General features: G+C 73.8%; 13 protein-coding genes and 1 pseudogene. 6 read left to right on the top strand and 8 right to left on the bottom strand.

Going from position 1 to position 17,091, the window contains the following annotated elements:
• Positions 1 to 12 precede the first annotated feature (12 nt).
• Complete coding sequence (locus tag ABZU69_RS07175) at positions 13 to 651, top strand: histidine phosphatase family protein (RefSeq protein ID WP_354963499.1); 639 nt, start codon at positions 13 to 15, stop codon at positions 649 to 651.
• Between the two features lie 23 nt (positions 652 to 674).
• Here ABZU69_RS07175 and ABZU69_RS07180 read toward each other — a convergent pair whose 3' ends face one another.
• A complete protein-coding gene (locus tag ABZU69_RS07180) occupies positions 675 to 1,235 on the bottom strand; it encodes a protealysin inhibitor emfourin (protein WP_354963500.1) in 561 nt (186 codons plus the stop codon).
• A 168-nt stretch (positions 1,236 to 1,403) separates the two neighbouring features.
• Between ABZU69_RS07180 and ABZU69_RS07185 the strand changes: the two genes are divergently transcribed.
• The 3 genes and pseudogenes from ABZU69_RS07185 to ABZU69_RS07195 all read left to right on the top strand — a co-directional run.
• Positions 1,404 to 3,797, top strand: a complete 2,394-nt coding sequence (locus ABZU69_RS07185) for a M4 family metallopeptidase (RefSeq protein WP_354963501.1) — start codon at positions 1,404 to 1,406, stop codon at positions 3,795 to 3,797.
• A 135-nt stretch (positions 3,798 to 3,932) separates the two neighbouring features.
• Positions 3,933 to 4,700, top strand: a complete 768-nt coding sequence (locus ABZU69_RS07190; RefSeq protein ID WP_354963502.1) for an enoyl-CoA hydratase/isomerase family protein — start codon at positions 3,933 to 3,935, stop codon at positions 4,698 to 4,700.
• A 132-nt stretch (positions 4,701 to 4,832) separates the two neighbouring features.
• Positions 4,833 to 5,591 (top strand): annotated as a pseudogene (locus tag ABZU69_RS07195) (serine/threonine-protein kinase); the annotation flags it as partial.
• Positions 5,592 to 6,484: 893 nt separating this feature from the next.
• Here the strand turns inward: ABZU69_RS07195 and ABZU69_RS07200 are convergent.
• Both ABZU69_RS07200 and ABZU69_RS07205 read right to left on the bottom strand, forming a co-directional pair.
• Positions 6,485 to 8,011 (bottom strand): FAD-dependent oxidoreductase, encoded by a 1,527-nt coding sequence (locus ABZU69_RS07200; protein ID WP_354963503.1) that lies wholly within the window; start codon positions 8,009 to 8,011, stop codon positions 6,485 to 6,487.
• Positions 8,012 to 8,041: 30 nt separating this feature from the next.
• Complete coding sequence (locus ABZU69_RS07205) at positions 8,042 to 8,524, bottom strand: MSMEG_6728 family protein (RefSeq protein ID WP_354963504.1); 483 nt, start codon at positions 8,522 to 8,524, stop codon at positions 8,042 to 8,044.
• Between the two features lie 93 nt (positions 8,525 to 8,617).
• On the opposite strand from ABZU69_RS07205, the gene ABZU69_RS07210 reads away from it, so the two are divergent.
• Positions 8,618 to 10,636 carry an NAD-binding protein gene (locus tag ABZU69_RS07210; protein ID WP_354963505.1) on the top strand — a complete coding sequence of 673 codons (2,019 nt, stop codon included), beginning with the start codon at positions 8,618 to 8,620 and terminating at the stop codon, positions 10,634 to 10,636.
• Here the strand turns inward: ABZU69_RS07210 and ABZU69_RS07215 are convergent.
• Both ABZU69_RS07215 and ABZU69_RS07220 read right to left on the bottom strand, forming a co-directional pair.
• On the bottom strand, positions 10,517 to 11,755 hold the full coding sequence (locus ABZU69_RS07215) for an APC family permease (protein ID WP_354963506.1): 1,239 nt from the start codon (positions 11,753 to 11,755) through the stop codon (positions 10,517 to 10,519). The genes ABZU69_RS07210 and ABZU69_RS07215 overlap by 120 nt on opposite strands.
• Positions 11,756 to 11,765: 10 nt before the next feature.
• Entirely contained in the window at positions 11,766 to 12,482 is a 717-nt protein-coding gene (locus ABZU69_RS07220) for a phosphatase PAP2 family protein (RefSeq protein ID WP_354963665.1), read from the bottom strand.
• A gap of 120 nt (positions 12,483 to 12,602) precedes the next feature.
• Here ABZU69_RS07220 and ABZU69_RS07225 point away from each other — a divergent pair, with 120 nt between their 5' ends.
• Positions 12,603 to 13,826: a DUF4032 domain-containing protein gene (locus ABZU69_RS07225; protein ID WP_354963507.1), complete on the top strand. Its 1,224-nt coding sequence runs from the start codon at positions 12,603 to 12,605 to the stop codon at positions 13,824 to 13,826.
• A gap of 120 nt (positions 13,827 to 13,946) precedes the next feature.
• On the opposite strand, the gene nagA is transcribed toward ABZU69_RS07225, so the two are convergent.
• Genes nagA through ABZU69_RS07240 form a run of 3 tightly spaced genes read right to left on the bottom strand, consistent with a single transcriptional unit; the run spans position 13,947 to position 17,003 of the window.
• On the bottom strand, positions 13,947 to 15,056 hold the full coding sequence (nagA, locus tag ABZU69_RS07230) for an N-acetylglucosamine-6-phosphate deacetylase (protein WP_354963508.1): 1,110 nt from the start codon (positions 15,054 to 15,056) through the stop codon (positions 13,947 to 13,949).
• Complete coding sequence (locus ABZU69_RS07235) at positions 15,053 to 16,018, bottom strand: ROK family protein (RefSeq protein WP_354963509.1); 966 nt, start codon at positions 16,016 to 16,018, stop codon at positions 15,053 to 15,055. The genes nagA and ABZU69_RS07235 overlap by 4 nt, the downstream gene beginning before the upstream one ends.
• Before the next feature lie 55 nt (positions 16,019 to 16,073).
• Positions 16,074 to 17,003 carry a sugar isomerase gene (locus ABZU69_RS07240; protein WP_354963510.1) on the bottom strand — a complete coding sequence of 310 codons (930 nt, stop codon included), beginning with the start codon at positions 17,001 to 17,003 and terminating at the stop codon, positions 16,074 to 16,076.
• Between the last annotated feature and the right edge of the window lie 88 nt (positions 17,004 to 17,091).

Raw genomic sequence — 17,091 nt, forward strand, 5'->3', positions numbered from 1 at the left:
GAGGTGTGGGACATGATCACCCGGCTGCTGTACATCGCCCGGCACGCGGAGCAGGAGGACGCGGCGACCGAGTCGCCGGAGGCCGGCCTGTCGGAGCGCGGCCGGCGGCAGGCCAGGCTGCTCGGCGAGCGGCTGCGGGGCCGGTCGTTCGCCGCCGTGCACCACGGGCCGCTGCGTCGGGCCGCGGAGACCGCCGAGCTGGTCGCCGCGTCGCTGCCCGGGGTTCCGGTGTACGCGAGCGAGCTGGCCGGCGACCACCTCCCGCACGACACGGACGCCGCCGACCTGCCGCCCGCGTACGCCAGGTTCCTGGGCCAGTTCTCGGCGGCCGAGCGGGTCGACGGGCCGCGGGTGACGGCGGCGGCGGTACGGCGGTGGACCGGCCCGGTCGCCGGTGACGCCGAGGGCGCGGGCGGCGCCGAGCCGGTCCGTGAGCTGGTCGTGACGCACAGCTTTCTGATCGCCTGGCTGGTCCGGCACGCCCTGGACGCACCGGGGCGGCGGTGGGTGGGCTTGAACCACCACAACGCGGGGCTGACCGTCATCCGGTACGGGACGGCCGCACCGCCGAACCTGGTCGCCTTCAACGATGTGGCGCACCTGCCGGCGGAGCTGCGCGGCACGGGTCTGCCGCCGGACTACCTGGTCTGAGTCGCCGGAGCCCGGTCGGGCGATCAGCTGGTGGCCCGCAGGAGCAGCTCGACCAGCGCCCGGGTGGCCGGGGGCGGGGTGGGATCGGCGGGGCAGTCGACGTAGCCGGTCTCGACGGCGCCGACGGTCAGCCGGTAGGTGAACGCGTCCGCACAGCCGGTGGGTGTGGTCGGGCGGCGGGCCTCGGCGGCCAGCCGGGGGTCGGCGGCGAGCCCGCGCAGCCGGCCGAGGTCGGCGGGGTCGAGCCGGCCGGTACGCCGTCCGCCGGCCCGGTCCACCAGTGTCCATCTGCCGTCGGATTCCACTGTCACGGCGTCGCCGCGCCCGGCGAAGCCGCCGGAGCGGAACAGCATCACGCGGGTGGCCGCGCTGCCGGTGGCCTCGGGGCCGGTCGGTACGGGGACGCCCGGAGTGGTGGGGACGGCGGTCGGCGGCGGGGTGCCGGTGGCCGGGCCGGTCGGTCCCGGGCCGACGGTGGCGGTGGCCTGGTCCGGTGCGGTGCCGGCTCGGTCAGCGCTGGTGCATCCGGCCAGGAGGGCGACCAGTAGCGCGGCGGTGACGCCGGTCGTCGAGGCGGGTCTCATGCCGCTCGGACGTACGGCTGCGGCCGACGGTTCCCTCGTCGCCACCCTCATCCGAACGGTCACTGTCGATGTCTGGGAGCGGTCCAGGCCTTCTCTTTTCCTCAACACATCGTTATATCTACATGTGTGACTACCCCCGTCACAATCTTTCTCCTTTCAGGAGGGCACGTGAAACGACCCCTCGCCGCCGTCAGCGCAGCGCTGCTCACCAGCGGCCTGCTGACCTGCGTCGCCACCGCGGCGCATGCGGCTCCGCCCACCGCCCCCGCTCCGGACGCCTCCACCCCGGCCCCGGCAGCGACCGTCCTTCGGACGAACCCCGGTGCAGTCCAGGGTTCGAGCGCCGAGTCCTACCAGGTGCACAGCACCAAGGTCGACGCCACCGGTGCCACGCACACCCGCTACACCCGGAGCTATCAGGGGCTGCGCGTCTACGGTGGTGACTTCGTCATCCACGCCGCGCCGAACGGCAGCTACGCCGGCAGCTCGGTCGGCCTGGCCGCGCCGCTGACCATCGGCACCACGGCCAAGGTCACCGCTGCGGCGGCGAAGAAGGCGGCCCGTGCCGGGTTCACCGGCAAGGCCGAAGCCGTCGGCATTCCGGAGCTGTTCGTCGACGCCAGCTCCGGTCGGGGCAGGCTGGCCTGGGAGACGGTGGTGAGCGGCTGGCAGCCCGACGGGCAGACCCCGTCGCGGCTGCACGTGATCACCGACGCCACCTCCGGCGGGGCCATCGGGTCGTACGACGAGATCGAGGCGGTGGCCGGCACCGGCAACAGCCTCTACTCGGGCACGGTCACCATCGACACGACGCTCTCCGGCAGCACGTACCAGATGATCGACCCGTCGCACGGCAACGGCTCGACCTGCGACATGAACAACGGCACGTCGAGCTGCACCACCTTCACCGACGCGGACAACACCTGGGGCACCGGGGCCAACTCCAACCGGCAGTCCGCCGGTGTGGACGCCCACTTCGGCGCCGCGAAGACGTTCGACTACTACAAGAACGTGCACGCCCGTAACGGCATCTTCGGCAACGGCACCGGCGTGCCGAGCCGGGTGCACTACGGCAACAACTACGTCAACGCCTTCTGGGACGGCTCCCGGATGACCTACGGCGACGGCTCGGGCAACTCCCGCCCGCTGGTCTCGCTCGACGTGGCCGCCCACGAGATGAGCCACGGCGTGACCGAGAACGTGGTCCCCGGCGGCCTGACCTACTCCGGTGAGTCCGGAGGCCTCAACGAGGCCACCAGCGACATCTTCGGCAACATGGTCGAGTTCTACGCCAACACGTCCGCCGACCCCGGCGACTACCAGGTCGGCGAAAAGATCAACATCAACGGCAACGGCACGCCGCTGCGCTACATGTACAACCCGTCGCTGGACGGCTCGTCCGACAGCTGCTGGTCCACCAGCACGAAAAACAAGGACGTGCACTACTCCTCCGGGGTCGCCAACCACTTCTACTTCAACCTCGCCGAGGGCACCGGCGCCACCGCGTACGGCACCTCGCCGGTGTGCGGCTCCGCCCCCGCGGTGACCGGCATCGGCCGGGCGAAGGCGGAGAAGATCTGGTTCCGGGCGTTGGACGTCTACTTCACCTCCAACACGGCGTACGTCAGCACCAGCAACCCGGCGAACACCGCCCGGGCCTACAGCCTGCGGGCGGCCACCGACCTGTACGGCAGTTGCTCCGCCGAGTACAAGGCCGTGCAGGCCGCCTGGACCGCGGTGAACGTGGCCGGCAACGACGCGCCCTGCTCGACCGGCAACGACTTCTCCGTGTCGCTCTCGCCGACCGCCGGCTCGGTGAACCCGGGCGGCTCGGCCTCCACCACGGTCGCCACCGCGACCACCAGCGGCTCGGCGCAGACCGTGACGTTCTCCGCGTCCGGCCTGCCGAGCGGGGCGAGCGCCGCGTTCAGCCCCTCCTCGGTGACCTCGGGCGGCTCGTCCACCCTCACCATCAGCACCTCGGCGGGCACCCCGCCCGGCACCTACTCGGTCACCGTGAACGGCGCGGGCTCGGTCACCCGGAGCGCGACGTACTCGCTGACCGTGAACGGCACCGGCGGCGGCTGCACCGCGCCGGGCCAGAAGCTGGCCAACCCGGGCTTCGAGTCCGGCGGGACCGGCTGGACGGCCACCTCCGGCGTGATCACCACCTCCAGCGGCCAGCCCGCCCGCACCGGCTCGTACAAGGCGTGGCTGGACGGGTACGGCAGCAGCCACACCGACACGCTCGCCCAGTCGGTGAGCCTGCCGTCCGGCTGCTCGTCTTACACGCTCAGCTTCTGGCTGCACATCGACTCGGCCGAGACCACCAGCAGCGTCGCGTACGACACGTTGCGCGTGCAGGTGCTGAACTCCGGTGGAACCGTGCTGGCCACGTTGGCGACCTACTCCAACCTGAACAAGGCCGCCGGCTACACCCAGCGCTCCTTCTCGCTGGCCTCGTACGCCGGTCAGACCGTCAGCCTGAAGTTCACCGGCACCGAGGACTCCTCGCTGCAGACGTCCTTCGTGGTCGACGACACCGCGGTCACCGTCTCCTGACCTGACCGACGCGAGGGCCCGGCGGCCACCCCTCAACGGTGGTCGCCGGGTCCGCGCCGTTATGGTCGCCGCACGGCGCACGTCACCGGAGTGCTGTATCGGCGGCGTCGGACGGTGGCGCGGGAAGGGGCGGACGTGTCGGACGCGGAGTTGACCGTCGAGGTGACCGGACCGGTCGCGACCGTGGTGATCCACAACCCGGCCCGCCGCAACGCGATGACCGCGGCCATGTGGCGACAGCTCCCCGAACTGCTGGACCGGCTGGAACCGGACCCCGGCGTACGGGCGCTGGTGCTCACCGGCGCGGGCGACGCCTTCTGCGCCGGCGCCGACCTCGGTGACCTCGCCGAGCTGCTGGACGCCGGTGACGCCAGCATCGCGGTAGCCGCCGAGGAGCGGCTGGCCCGCTTCGCGAAGCCCACCGTGGCGGCGATCCGGGGCGCCTGCGTCGGAGGTGGCTGCCAACTCGCGGTCGCCTGCGACCTGCGGATCGCCGCCGACGACGCCCGGTTCGGCGTACCGCCGGCCCGGCTGGGACTGGTCTATCCGGCGCCGACCACCCGCCGGCTGACCCGGCTGGTCGGCCCGTCCGCCGCGAAGCACCTGCTGTTCACCGCCGAGCTGATCGACGCCGAGCGCGCTCTGCGGGTCGGCCTGGCCGACGAGGTGCTGCCGGCTGACCGGCTCGCCGCGCGGGTGGACGACCTCACCGCGGCGATCGCCCAGCGGTCGGCGTTGAGCGTCGCCGCCGCGAAGGAGATCGTGGACGACCGGGCCGGGCCGGCGCGGATCGCCTGGTGGCACCGGAAGGTGGCGACCAGCGGTGAGGCCCGGGAGGGGGTGGCAGCGGTAGCCGAGCGCCGGACGCCCCGCTTCGCCTGGCGTCCGCCGGACGGGGACTGACCCGTCGCAGCCGTGCCGGTCGCCGTAAGGTCCGGCTCCGCCACGAAGCGGTGCAGGCTGGCCGGCTCCCGCCATTCGACGATCTCGATCCCGGCTGGCGCCCCGCCGGGGCGGTACGGCAGGCTGTCCGTCGTGCAGCGTGATCAGTTGCTTGCGGGCCGCTACCGGCTCCTGGAGCGCCTCGGCAGTGGCGGCATGTCCGCGGTGCACCGGGCGTACGACGAGGTGCTCGAACGGGACGTGGCGGTGAAGGTGCTCGTCGCCTCGGACGCCAACGCCCGGCAGCGGATCCGGGCCGAGGCCAAGGCGGCCGCCAGGCTGTCGCACCCGCACGTCACCAGCGTCTACGACTACGGCGAGTCGAGGCTCGACGGCGCCCACGTCCCGTTCGTGGTGATGGAGCTGCTCGGCGGCCACACCCTCGAACAGCGGTTGGACGCCGGGCCGCTGCCACCCCGCGCCGGCCTCCGGGTCTGCGCGGAGGTGGCGACCGCGCTCGCTGCCGCGCACGCCCAGGAACTGGTGCACCGCGACATCAAGCCGGGCAACGTGATGCTCACCCCCACCGGCGCGAAGGTGCTCGACTTCGGTATCGCGGCGGCCGTCGGCGATCCGGAATTCGACTTCGAGGGGCGGCTGCTGGGCACGCCGGCCTACCTCGCCCCGGAACGGTTGGAGGGCGGCGAGGTTCTGCCGGCCTGCGACGTGTACGCCCTCGGCCTGCTCGTGCACCGCGTGCTGACCGGCCGGCCGCCCGGTACGTGGGCCGGGACGCTCCGCGTGCCGGCGCATGTCGAGCCCGACCCGCTGCCCGAGATCGTCGGAGTGCCGGCCGAGATCCGCCGGCTGTACCGCTGGTGTCTGGCCCGTGATCCCGCCGACCGGCCGCCGGCCACCGAGGCGGCCCGCATCCTGCTCGCCGCCGGCGAGCGGACCGCCGTCCGGCGCGGACCGGCCGCCGCCCCGGAGGCGAGCGGCGAACCGACCGCCATCGGGGGGACGGCCGTTGCCGTCGCGGGCCGGCCGAATTCGGACGCGCGACCTCCCGAGGTGGCGGACACCTCGTTCAGCAGGCCGGCCGAGCCGGCTGGCAGTGCGGCAGCCGGGACGACCGGTGCCGCGCGGCACCGGTCCTGGCGGTGGCGGCGGGCAGTGCTGGCGGTCGGCGGCGCGGTGGTCGCCGCGGTGGCGATGGGCGGGTCACTCGGCGACCCTGGCACGCGGCGACAGGGGGCGGACGCGCCGCGGACCGGCATCGGGCCGGGCGGCGCCACCACCGTGGCGATGCCGAGGACCGCCGAGTCACCCGACCCGGCCGATCCCCGCCCACCCGCAGCCCCACCCGCCGCCCCGCCGGCCAGCGCCGCCGCGCCCAGCGCCCGGACCAGCCCTCCGACCGATCCGGGCGGCACGCGTATCCCGAGCCCAACCGCCCCGCCCGCCGGCCCGACTCCGACCACCGCCGCACCCACGCCCGCTCCCCGACCTGGGGTGCCGGTGGACTCCCGGGGCGGGACGGTCACCGTCCGCTGCCTCGGGGCGTCGGCCGAGGTGCTCGCGGTGGCGCCCGCGCCCGGCTACCGGGCAGAGGCGTACGACCCGGGTCCGGCGAAGCGGGTCGAGGTCGAGCTGACCTCCGACGAGCACCGCAGTGAGGTCCGTGTGCACTGCGCCAACGGCCGCCCGAAGCCGAAGGTCAAGGAGCGTGCGGCTGACCGGGGGCGTACGGGTGCCACGTCAAAGGCGTACCCCCGACGCGGCCCCCCGGCCCCGACGGCCGCTGATCACCGCCCGGCCAACAGGCCCCGGGGTCGTACCGACCACACCGGCTCGGCCGCGCCGCCCTCCGCCCGCAGGATGTGGTTCGCGGCGATGATCCCGGTCGCCGCGGAGCGTTCCATCAGCGCGCTCGGGAAGTCCGTGGCGATCCCGTCTCCAGCCAGGTAGAGGCCGGTCGCGTCGGTGCGTACCCCCGGTCGCCAGGCGTGGCTGCCGGGGGTGAACGCCGGTGCCTGCGCCTCCACCCGGGCGCGCAGCTCGCGGACCCGCAGGCCGGCGGCCTCCGGCCAGAGCGCCACCAGCTCACGGCGCATCCGCTCGGCCAACTCCTCGGCCGGCACGTCCGGCTCGCAGGCGTACGCGTGCAGCTCGATGACCGAACCGCCGGTCCGCCGCGCCCAGCGCCGCGACTCGTTCTCCAACCGGTGGTAGAGCGTCACCGAGTCCAACGTGGGCTGCCGGGACACCCCGCTGAACACCGCCCGACCGGCGGCCACGTCCCCGTCGCACCAGTACCGGGCCACTGCGTACGGCGGGCCGGGCGTGCCGAACGCGGGCATCCGCGCCACCAGCTCCGGTGCCTGCCCGGCCAGGTCGGGGGAGGCCGTGACCAGCGTGGCCAGCGCCGGCGGGTCGAGGGCGAGCACGACGTGGCGCGCCCGGTGGCTGCCGCCGTCGGCGGTCGTCACCCGCCAACCGTCGGCGTCGCGGTGCACCCCGGTCGCCGCGGACCGGGTGAGCACCCGGCCGCCGTGCTTCTCCACGTGCCGGGTCAGCGGCTGCCAGATCGCGGTGGCGTAGTCCTCGTCCGGGCAGTCGAAGGCCAGCCCCTCCGGGTTGCCGAGCAGGTAGAAGTGGAACTGGGCGACCATCTCGGCGGCGGACATCTCCGCCTCGTGGTTGAAGAACGAGTGTGAGAAGACCTCGAACAGCATCGCCCGGGCGCGGTCCGGCAGCCGCAGCGAGGCCAGCAGTTGATCGGCGGTGGCGGCGTCCAGCTCAGCGTAGGTGCGTACCGGGTCGTAGCTGAGCAGCGGCAGCGCGGCATCCCGGTCCATCAGCCGCAGGTCGGCCAGGCGCAGGCTGGGGCTGCGCAGCAGCAGCGCGAGCAGGTTCGCCGGCGGTGCGGGCGGCAGCTTGCCGAACTCCTCGGTCGGCCACCGGGCACTCAGGATCGGATAGCCCGGGATCGGTTTCAGAAAGCCCAGGTCGGGGTCGACCCGGCGAAGGATGGACCGCCAGTTGTAGTACTGCCGGAAGAACGCGTGGAAGCCGTGCTCGTTCTGCTGGCTGCCGTCGGCGAGCGCCTCCGGCCAGGCGCCCAGCCGTCCGCCGAGGGTGGGCGCCGCCTCCAGCACCGTCACCTCCACACCGCGCTCGGCCAGCACCACGGCCGCCGACATGCCGGCGATGCCGCCACCGACCACCACCGCCGCGACCGGTCCAGGCACGCGGTCGGCGCCACCGCCTCCGGGGTCAAACTGATGCTGGCGTACGCCGATGAGCCGACCCACCACTTGCGACAGCGCCATGACCGCCTCCCCGCCCCAGTCTGCCCTCTTCTACGGCAGGCAGCGACGGGTGCGGTCGGAGGCGGGCCAGACGTACTCCAGGTCCTCCGGGACGTCGTCGCCGAAGATCGGACGATAGTGCGTGGGGTCCTTGCGCAGCAGCGACGAACGGTGGCTCAGGTGCAGGTCGTCGCGACCCAGCCAGGGTGGCAGCTCACCGGCCCGGGCCAGTTCGTCCTGGGTACGCACGACGCCGGCGCCGCAGGCGGCGGTGAGGTCGACGGTCAGCGTGGTGGCGCAGGTGTCGGCCCTGCCCGGCTCGGACCAGACCGCGCACATGTCCAGCCCGTAGCGGGTGAGCGCCTCCTCGTACCCGGCCCACATCTTCACCGCCGGGTGGTTCCGCCAGCCGTACCCGGGTCGGGTCAGCCCGCGCAGCACCTGGATGGCCTCCACCCGCTGCTTGCCCAGCCGCTTCTGGTCCAGCGTGCGGGCGCTGGCCAGGAAGTCCGGGTACGGGAGGAAGGTCTGCATGCCGCTGCTCTACCCGCCGCCCGGGCCGGCATGCCTGGTCGGGATGATCCGGACGGGGTCCCCCACCGCGGCCGTGCTGGCTACGATCCGGGCATGGCGGAGCCGTGGCGGGACCGGGCGCGACGGGCGGTCGAGTGGAACTGGCGGCTGCGAGCCGCCGGCGATCCGCGACCGCACTACGTGATCTGTGGGCGGGACGCGCTGGCCTACTACGTGGCCCGGGCGATGCTCGAATCCGAGTTGCCGGCCGGCGGGGCCCGGGTGACCGTGGTGGTGCCGGAGCGCTACCGCAGCAACGGGCCGGACGTGGCCGGGCTGCGCGGCGTGCGGGTGGTCCGGTCGGAGCGGTTGGACGTGGCCACCTTCGAGGCCGCCGGTCTGGCCGGGGCGACCGGTCTGGCCCTGCTGCACCAGGACGACGTGGGCAACCTGCACGCCGCGCTCTGCGCACAGGCCGTCGACCAGCGGGTCCGTCAGGTGCTGCGGATGTTCAACGGCACCCTCGCCGACGGCGTGCGCAAGCTGCTCAAGGCGCCGGTCGAGGTGCTCTCCGACGCCGAGATGGCCGCGCCGGCGTTCGTGGCCGCCGCGCTGGGCGAGGTCGACCCGAACTCCTTCCAGCACCGGGACAAGACGCTGCGGGTGGCGCGGCGGGCCGACGTCCGACCGCAGGACGTGGTCTGCGCGTTGGCGGACTTCAGCGAGGCGCAGGGCGTGGAACTGCTGCCGGCCGAGCAGGCCGGCGCCGACCTGGTGCTCGCCGAGGCGACCGGCCAGCCACCGGCCACCGAGGTGGCCGCGCGCCGGCTGGTCCGGGCCCGCCGTCGACGACGGCCGATGGCGGTGCTGCTGCGGGCCGTACGCGGCTTCGCCACCCGCAAGATCGGCATCGCGGTGATGCTGGTGCTCGCGGTGATCGCGGTGCTCGGCGCGTTGATCTCCCGGGCGGAGGACGTCTCCCCGGTGGAGGCGCTGTACCTGACGCTGGTAACCACGCTCAGCGGTGCGGATCCGGACACCGACAAGGCGGCCGACGCGCAGATCATGCAGGTGGTGCTCAACCTCGCGGGGTTGGCGCTGATCCCGTTGATCACCGCGGTGGTGGTGGACGGCATCGTCAACGCGCGGCTGGCCCTGCACACCGGCAAGCTGCAACCGGCCCGGGCCGGGCACGTGGTGGTGATCGGCCTCGGCAACGTCGGCACCCGGGTGATGGCGCAGCTCCGCGAGTACGACGTCGAGGTCGTGGCGATCGACAAGGACCCCGAGCCGCGCGGGGGCACCCTGGCGCGGCAGTTGGAGGTGCCGTTGATCGTGGGGGACGCCGCGCTGCCGGAGACCCTCGCCGCCGCGTCGGTCGCCGACTGCCAGGCGCTGGTGGTGGCGTCCACCGACGACGTGGCCAACCTGGAGGCGGCGTTGGCCGCCCGGGACCTCCGCACCGATCTGCGGGTGGTGCTGCGGCTCTTCGACGGTGACTTCGCCGAACGGGTGGAGGAGACGTTCGCCCTGGGAGTGTCCCGTTCGGTCTCGTACCTGGCGGCCCCGGCCTTCATCGGGGCTCTCACCGAACGGGCGGTCATCACCACCATCCCGGTCGACCGGCACGCGCTGCCGGTCGCCGAGGTGCCGGTCGCGCCCGGCTCCGAGCTGGACGGTCGGCCGCTCGGCGTGGTCAACCGCGACGGGCAGGTCCGACTGATCGCACGGACGCCGGCCGGCGGGGCGAAGACGATCTGGTGGAAGGACCTCGATCCCCGCCAGGTGATCTTCGCGGGTGATCGGCTCACCGTGGTCGCCCGCCGACGTGGGTTGGACTGGCTGACCAGGCAGTGTGCCCCGCCTGCCCGTACCGGTGCGGTTCCCCGGCCGGCCGGGCCGGTTCTCGGCGGAGAGTCGACCCCGCCGGCGGCATCCCGCTCGACGCCCGGGCCGGCGGACTGGGAGGTCGCCGCCGCGGCCCCCGGCGCGGCCCATCCGGTGCCTGACCGGTCAGCGACTCCGCTGCCGCACGAGGTGCCACGCGGCGCCGACGGCGAGCACGCCGAAGCCGGCCAGCGCGCTGCCCAGCGGCAGGTTGACCGCGAGCAGCAGGCAGCCGACCAGCCCTAGGCCGGCGAGCACCTGAACCGGTATCCGCCGGCCCGGGTCTCGGCCCAGGGTCAGCGCGGCGGCGTTGGTGATCGCGTAGTAGACCAGCACGGTGCAGCTGGAGAAACCGATCGCGTCCCGCACGTCGCCGAGCAGTACGACCACGATCACCACGGCGGCCACCGCCAGCTCGGCGCGGTGCGGCACTTGGCGCACGGGGTGCACGGCGGCCAGCGCGCCGGGCAGGTCGCGGCGGCGGGCCATCGCCAGCGTGGTCCGGCCGACCCCGGCGACCAGCGACAGCAGCACTCCGGTGACCGCGATCGTGGCCCCGGCGCGGACCACCCAGGTCAGCCCGGGCAGTCCGGCGGCGGTCACCACGTCGACCAGGGGCGCGGCGGAACCGGCCAGCCAGTCGGCGCCGAGTACGCCGAGCGTGACGACGGCCAGCACCAGGTAGATCGCGAGCACCGCGCCGAGCGCCAGCGGCACCGCGCGGGGGATGGTCCGTTGCGGGTCGCGTACCTCCTCGCCGAGGGTGGCGATCCGGGCGTACCCGGCGAAGGCGAAGAACAGCAGCCCGGCGGCGGTGAGCACGCCCCGGCCGGAGCCGCCGGGGTCGCCGAGCCGGCCCAGGGCGACATCACCGCCGGCGACGCCGACGACCGCGACCAGGGTCAGCACCGCGAGCACCACCGCGACCAGCAGCTTCGTGACGGTGGCCGTCTTACCGATGCCGCGTAGGTTCACTGCGGTCACCGCGAGCACCGCGGCGGCCGCGACCAGCCGGGCCTGAGCGGGCCACAGGTACGCGCCGATGGTCAGCGCCATCGCCGCGCAGCTCGCCGTCTTGCCGACCACGAAACCCCAGCCGGCCAGGAACCCGGCGAACGGCCCGAGGCGTTCCCGGCCGTAGACGTAGGTGCCGCCGGACTCCGGGTAGCGGGCCGCCAACCGCGCCGAGCTGGTCGCGTTGCAGAAGGCGATGAAACCGGCGAGCGCCAGCGCGGGCAGCAGCCCGGCGCCGCCGGCCGCCGCCGCGGCCGGGCCGAAGACCACGAAGACGCCGGCGCCGAGCATCGACCCGAGCCCGATGACCACCGCATCGGGTACGCCCAGCCTGCGCGCCAGTTGATCCACCGGCCGAACCTTAGGGGTACGAGGTGAACGGCCGGTCCCATTCGCGTAGCCGGCCGGGTAGCGGCACGTCGTCCCAGGGCACCCGGTGCAGCAGCCGGTCCAGGAACAGCCCCAGCAGCAGCGCCGCCACTCCGTCGGTGAGCCAGTGGAAGTTCAGGTAGGTGGTGGTGACCAGCAGGATCGCCGGCGGGGCGAATCGGACCAGTCGGTGCACGGTCGGGTGCAGTCGCCCGGCCGTCAGCGCGGTCAGCAGTACGGCGATCACCCCGTACCAGACGATCGCGTTGGCGACGTGCCCAGACGGGTAGGAGAGGTCGTACTCGGTGGGCGGCAGGTCGTTGAAGATCCGGACGGACTGGGCCGGCGGCAGATCCGAGCTGGGCGCGGCCCGGTCGGTCAGGACCTTGAGCGGTCCGACCGTCAGGTACAGGAGCACGAACGCCCCCGCCACCAGCAGCAGCGGCCGGACTGTGCGGGCCCGCCATGCCACTGCCAGGGCGAGCGCCCCGGAGAGCGGCATCAGCAACCAGCCACCCTGCCCGAGGAAGTTGAACACCCGAGCCGTCCAGTAGATCGGCGCGGGGTGGTGGGCGTAGGCCCATTCGCGGACCGCGAGGTCCCACCCGAGCAACGCCCCTGCGGCGAGGGCCAGGGTCAACGCGCCGAACCCGACCAGCAGCAGCGCGTCGAACCACCAGCCGGCCGGGCGAACCGGCCGCAGCCGCAGGTCACGTCGTACCGCCATGGGTTTGAGCACGGGACCACGCTACCGGCCTCGGGCGAGGCCGGGGTGTGCGGCGCTGTGGGCCCAGCCACGATGGGAGGCGGATGCGGGGGGCGAGGCGGCATGCTTGTGCCCGTGCGGATCACCTCTGCCCTCGTGGACCCGGCGCTGCTCGACCTTCCGTGGTCGACACCGCTGGAGGAGTGGCCTGCCCAGCACCTGGTCGCCCTGCCGCAGGGCATTTCCCGGCACATCGTCCGGTTCGTCCGTCTCGGTGACTACGTGTACGCGTTCAAGGAGACTCGCGAGCGGATCGCTGAGCGGGAGTACGACCTGCTCCGGGCGCTGGAGCGGATCGACTTCCCGTCGGTCGAGGCGGTGGCGGTCGTCGCCGATCGGCAGACCGAGGACGGGGAGCCCCTCGAGTCGGTGCTGATCACCCGGCACCTGCAGTTCTCCCTGCCCTACCGGGCACTCTTCTCGCACACGCTGCGACCGGAGACGATGAGCCGTCTGCTCGACGCGCTCGCCGCGTTGATCGTGCGGATGCACCTCACCGGCTTCTTCTGGGGCGACTGCTCGCTGTCCAACACGCTGTTCCGACGGGACGCGGGCGCGTTCGCCGCGTACCTGGTGGACGCGGAGACGGGTGCGCTGCACACCTCGCTCTCCAACGGCCAGCGCGGTGAGGACCTGGAAATCGCCCGGGTGAACATCTTCGGCGAGGCGCTCGACCTCCAGGCTGCTGGCCTGCTGCACGAGTCCATCGACCCGGAGGTGGTCTGCGAGGAGGTCGTGCAGCGGTACGAGCGGCTCTGGCACGAGATCACCTACGAGCAGGCGGTCGAGCGGGAGGCCCGACACGACATCGAGGGTCGGATACGCCGCCTCAACGAGCTGGGCTTCGACGTGGCCGAGGTGGCCATGTCGACCATCGACGACGGACGCTACCTGGTCCGGCCGAAGGTGGTCGACGCCGGCTACCACACCCGGCGGCTGCTGCGGCTGACCGGCCTGGACGCCGAGGAGAACCAGGCCCGCAAGCTGCTCAACGACCTGGACGCCTACCGGGCGGAGAGCGACCTCGCCGACGAGCAGCAGGCGGCGCACCGGTGGGTGACCGAGGTCTTCGAGCCGGTGGTCCGGGCCGTGCCCGCGCACCTGCGGCGCAAGCTGGAGCCGCAGGAGTTGTTCGCGCAGATCATCGAGCACAAGTGGCTGCTCTCCGAGCGGGCCGGCCGGGACGTCGGGATGCGCCACGCCGTCCAGTCGTACCTTGTCGACGTGCTGGTGCACCGCCCCGACGAGCAGGCCGTGCTCGGCGTCGAGGTCCCCACCATCGTCTGACCGCGGTGATCGTCGCACCGGCGACGACGCCGCGATGGCCGCCCTTAAGTGGCGGTCGCTGACGACCTCGCCCCGGATCGCCCCCGACCGGCCGCACCTACGCCCGCGGAGCAGCGGGCGTCACTCCACCCAGGAGCCGCCGCGCAGCACCCGGACCACGTTCAGGTCCTCGTCCAGCACCACCAGGTCGGCGCGGAGGCCGACCTGAAGGGCGCCGACCCGGTCACCCAGGCCGATGGCGCGGGCTGGGGTGGTGGCCACCATCCGGGCCGCGTCCGCGATCGGGATGCCGGCGTCCACGGCGTGCCGCAGTGCGGCGTCCATGGTCAGGGTGCTGCCGGCGATCGTGCCGTCGCGGGCCAGCCGGGCCACCCCGTCGGCCACCGTGACGGCCTGGCCGCCCAGCTCGTACTCACCGTCGGCCATCCCGGCGGCGGCAATCGCGTCGGTGATCAGGGCAGCCCGGTCCGGGCCTGCGGTCGAGGTGGCGAAGGTCAGCGTGCCGTCGTGCAGGTGCACCCCGTCGGCGACCAGCTCACAGACCACGGTGGGCGCGTCGAGCAGGGCCACCACCGGACCCGGCTCGCGGTGGTGCACCGGCCGCATGCCGTTGAACAGGTGGGTGCCGACGCTCGCTCCTGCGGCGACCGCGGCGCGGGTCTGGTCGTACGTGGCGTCGGTGTGGCCGACCGCGGCCACCACCCGCTGGGCGGTGAGCAGCTTGATCGCCTCCAGCGCGCCGTCGCGCTCCGGGGCGAGGGTGACCATCCGGATCGCGCCCGCACCCAGCTCGATCAGCTCGGCCAGCTCGTCGGTGGACGGGTCGCGCAGGTACTCCGGGTTCTGCGCACCGCAGCGGGCGGCGGAGAGGTAGGGCCCCTCGAAGTGGATGCCCGCCAGCACGCCCTCGTCGACCAGCGGGGCGAACGCCTCGGTGGCGGCACGCATCAGCGGGAAGGGAGCGCTGACCAGGCTGGCCAGCAGGGTGGTGGTGCCGTGCGCCAGGTGGAAGCCGGCAGCAGCCCGGGCCTGGTCGGCGTCCCCGGTGGTGAAGGTGTGCCCACCACCGCCGTGCGTGTGCATGTCGACGAAGCCGGGCAGGATCCAGTGCCCGTCGCGGACCGACGGATACTCCGCCACCGCGGTGATCCGGTCACCGGCCCACTCGACGCAGCCCTGCCGGATGACACCGTTCGGGGTCACCACTCGGCCGTTCACCCGTACGGTCATCGCTTCTCCTGATGGTCACGGACGCGCGCGGCGTCCAGGGCGAGCAGGGCGGCGCCGAGGCAGCCGGCCTCGTCGCCGAGGGCCGCCGCGACCAGCCGCGGCTCCCGGTGGAAGGTCATCCGCTCGTGCAGCGCCGCCCGCAGGGGGACGAGCAGTCGGTCCCCGGCCTGGGCCAGGCCGCCGCCGAGCACGATCGTCGCCACGTCGAACAGCGCCTGTCCGGAGGCCAGGCCGTCGGCGAGCGCCTCGACCGCCTCCTGCCAGACCCGGCCGGCCAGTGGCTCGCCGGCCGCGGCCCTCTCGGCCACCTCGGCCGCCGTCACCGGCCCGTCGGGCGACTCGCCGGCCAGCTCGGCATAGCGGCGGCCGATCGCGGCGGCCGAGGCGACCGCCTCCAGGCAGCCGGGCCGGCCGCAGCCGCAGCGCGGCCCGTCGGGACGGACCAGGATGTGGCCGATCTCCCCGGCGGCGCCGTGTGCGCCGACGGCGGCCGTGCCGTCGACCACGTGCGCGGCGGCGATGCCGGTGCCGATCGCCACGAAGAGAACGTGCCCGGTGCCGCGCCCGGCACCGAGTCGGGCCTCGGCGAGACCGCCGACCCGCACGTCGTGGCCGAGCGCCGTGGGCAGGCCGAGCCGCGCCACCGCCAGGTCCCGCAGCGGTACGTCCCGGAAGCCCACGTTCGCCGACCAGACCGCGACACCGCGCGCCTCGTCCACCACTCCGGGCACGGCGATGCCGAGCGCGACCGGGGTGAGCCCGTCGGCGCGGGCCTTGTCGGCCAGCCCTTCGGCGACGTCCAGGATGGTGCCGACCACGGCGGCCGGGCCGCGTGCGGCGTTGGTGGGGTGCCGTTCGGTGCGTACCGCGACGCCGTCCGGCCGGACCAGGGCGCACTTCATGCCGGTGCCGCCGACGTCCAGCGCGACGACCACCGGGTCGGCGGGCACGGCGTCGCTCACGGCGCCATCTCGGTTCGCGACTGCGGGGCTCGCAACCCCGGCTCACTCCTCGCGCTCACGCCAGCACCACCGACCGGGTCAGGTGTCGGGGTGCGTCCGGGTCGAGGCCCCGGCTGGTGGCGAGCGCGACCGCGAAGCGCTGGGCCAGGATCAGGTCGGCCATCGGATCGACCGGGGTACGACCGGCGGCCCAACTGCCCAGCACCGTTCGGCAGCCGTGGGTACGGCTGTGCACGAAGGCCGCGCCGGTGGCGGCGACATCCTCGGGCAGCCCGTCGGGCAGCTCGCCGAACGCCCAGACCAGCCGGCCGGGCGCGGCGATCGAGATGGGCCCGTGCCGGTAGTCCATCGCCGGGTACGCCTCGGCCCAGAAGGTGGCCGCCTCGCGGCACTTCAGCGCGGCTTCCTGGGCCAGCCCGACCGTCCACCCCCGACCGAGGAAGGTGACCTGCCCGATGGTTGTCGGGTCGATCGGCAGTGGGGCGCGCACCGCCACCTCGGCGTCGGCGGCGAGCGCGGTCACCGGGTCGCCGAGGTGGGCCCGGAGCAGGGCGAGCGCGGTGGTCGCGAAGCGGGTCTGCACCACCGACCGCTCGTCGGCGAAGGGCATGGTCACCGCGGCGGTGGCCAGGTCGACCGCCGGGGACGCCGGATCGCCGACGATGACGGTGCTGGGCACCCGCCCGCGTAGTGCGATGAGCAGGTCCAGCACCTCGGTGGTGGTGCCGGAGCGGGTGATGGCGATCAGCCGGTCGTAGTGGCGGCCGGTGGGGAACTCGGACGCCTGGAACGCGTCGGTCTCGCCCTGGCCGGCCTGCTCGCGGCGGGCCGCGTACGCCATCGCCATGAACCACGACGTGCCGCAACCGACGACGGCGACCCGCTCACCGGGGCGCGGCAGGTCACCGCGTACGACGCCGGCCAGATCGGCCGCCTCCCGCCAGCAGTCGGGTTGACTCGCGATCTCCGCGTCCACGTAAGCCATGGGAACTCCTCGCAGGGCCGGCCGATGCGCAATACGGCTCGTTACACCCGTATTTCGCGCGTCATTCTGCGCGAACCCGGGTGGTCGT

Origin of the sequence: Micromonospora sp. NPDC005206 (assembly GCF_040608175.1) — a bacterium.
Taxonomy (GTDB): domain Bacteria; phylum Actinomycetota; class Actinomycetes; order Mycobacteriales; family Micromonosporaceae; genus Micromonospora.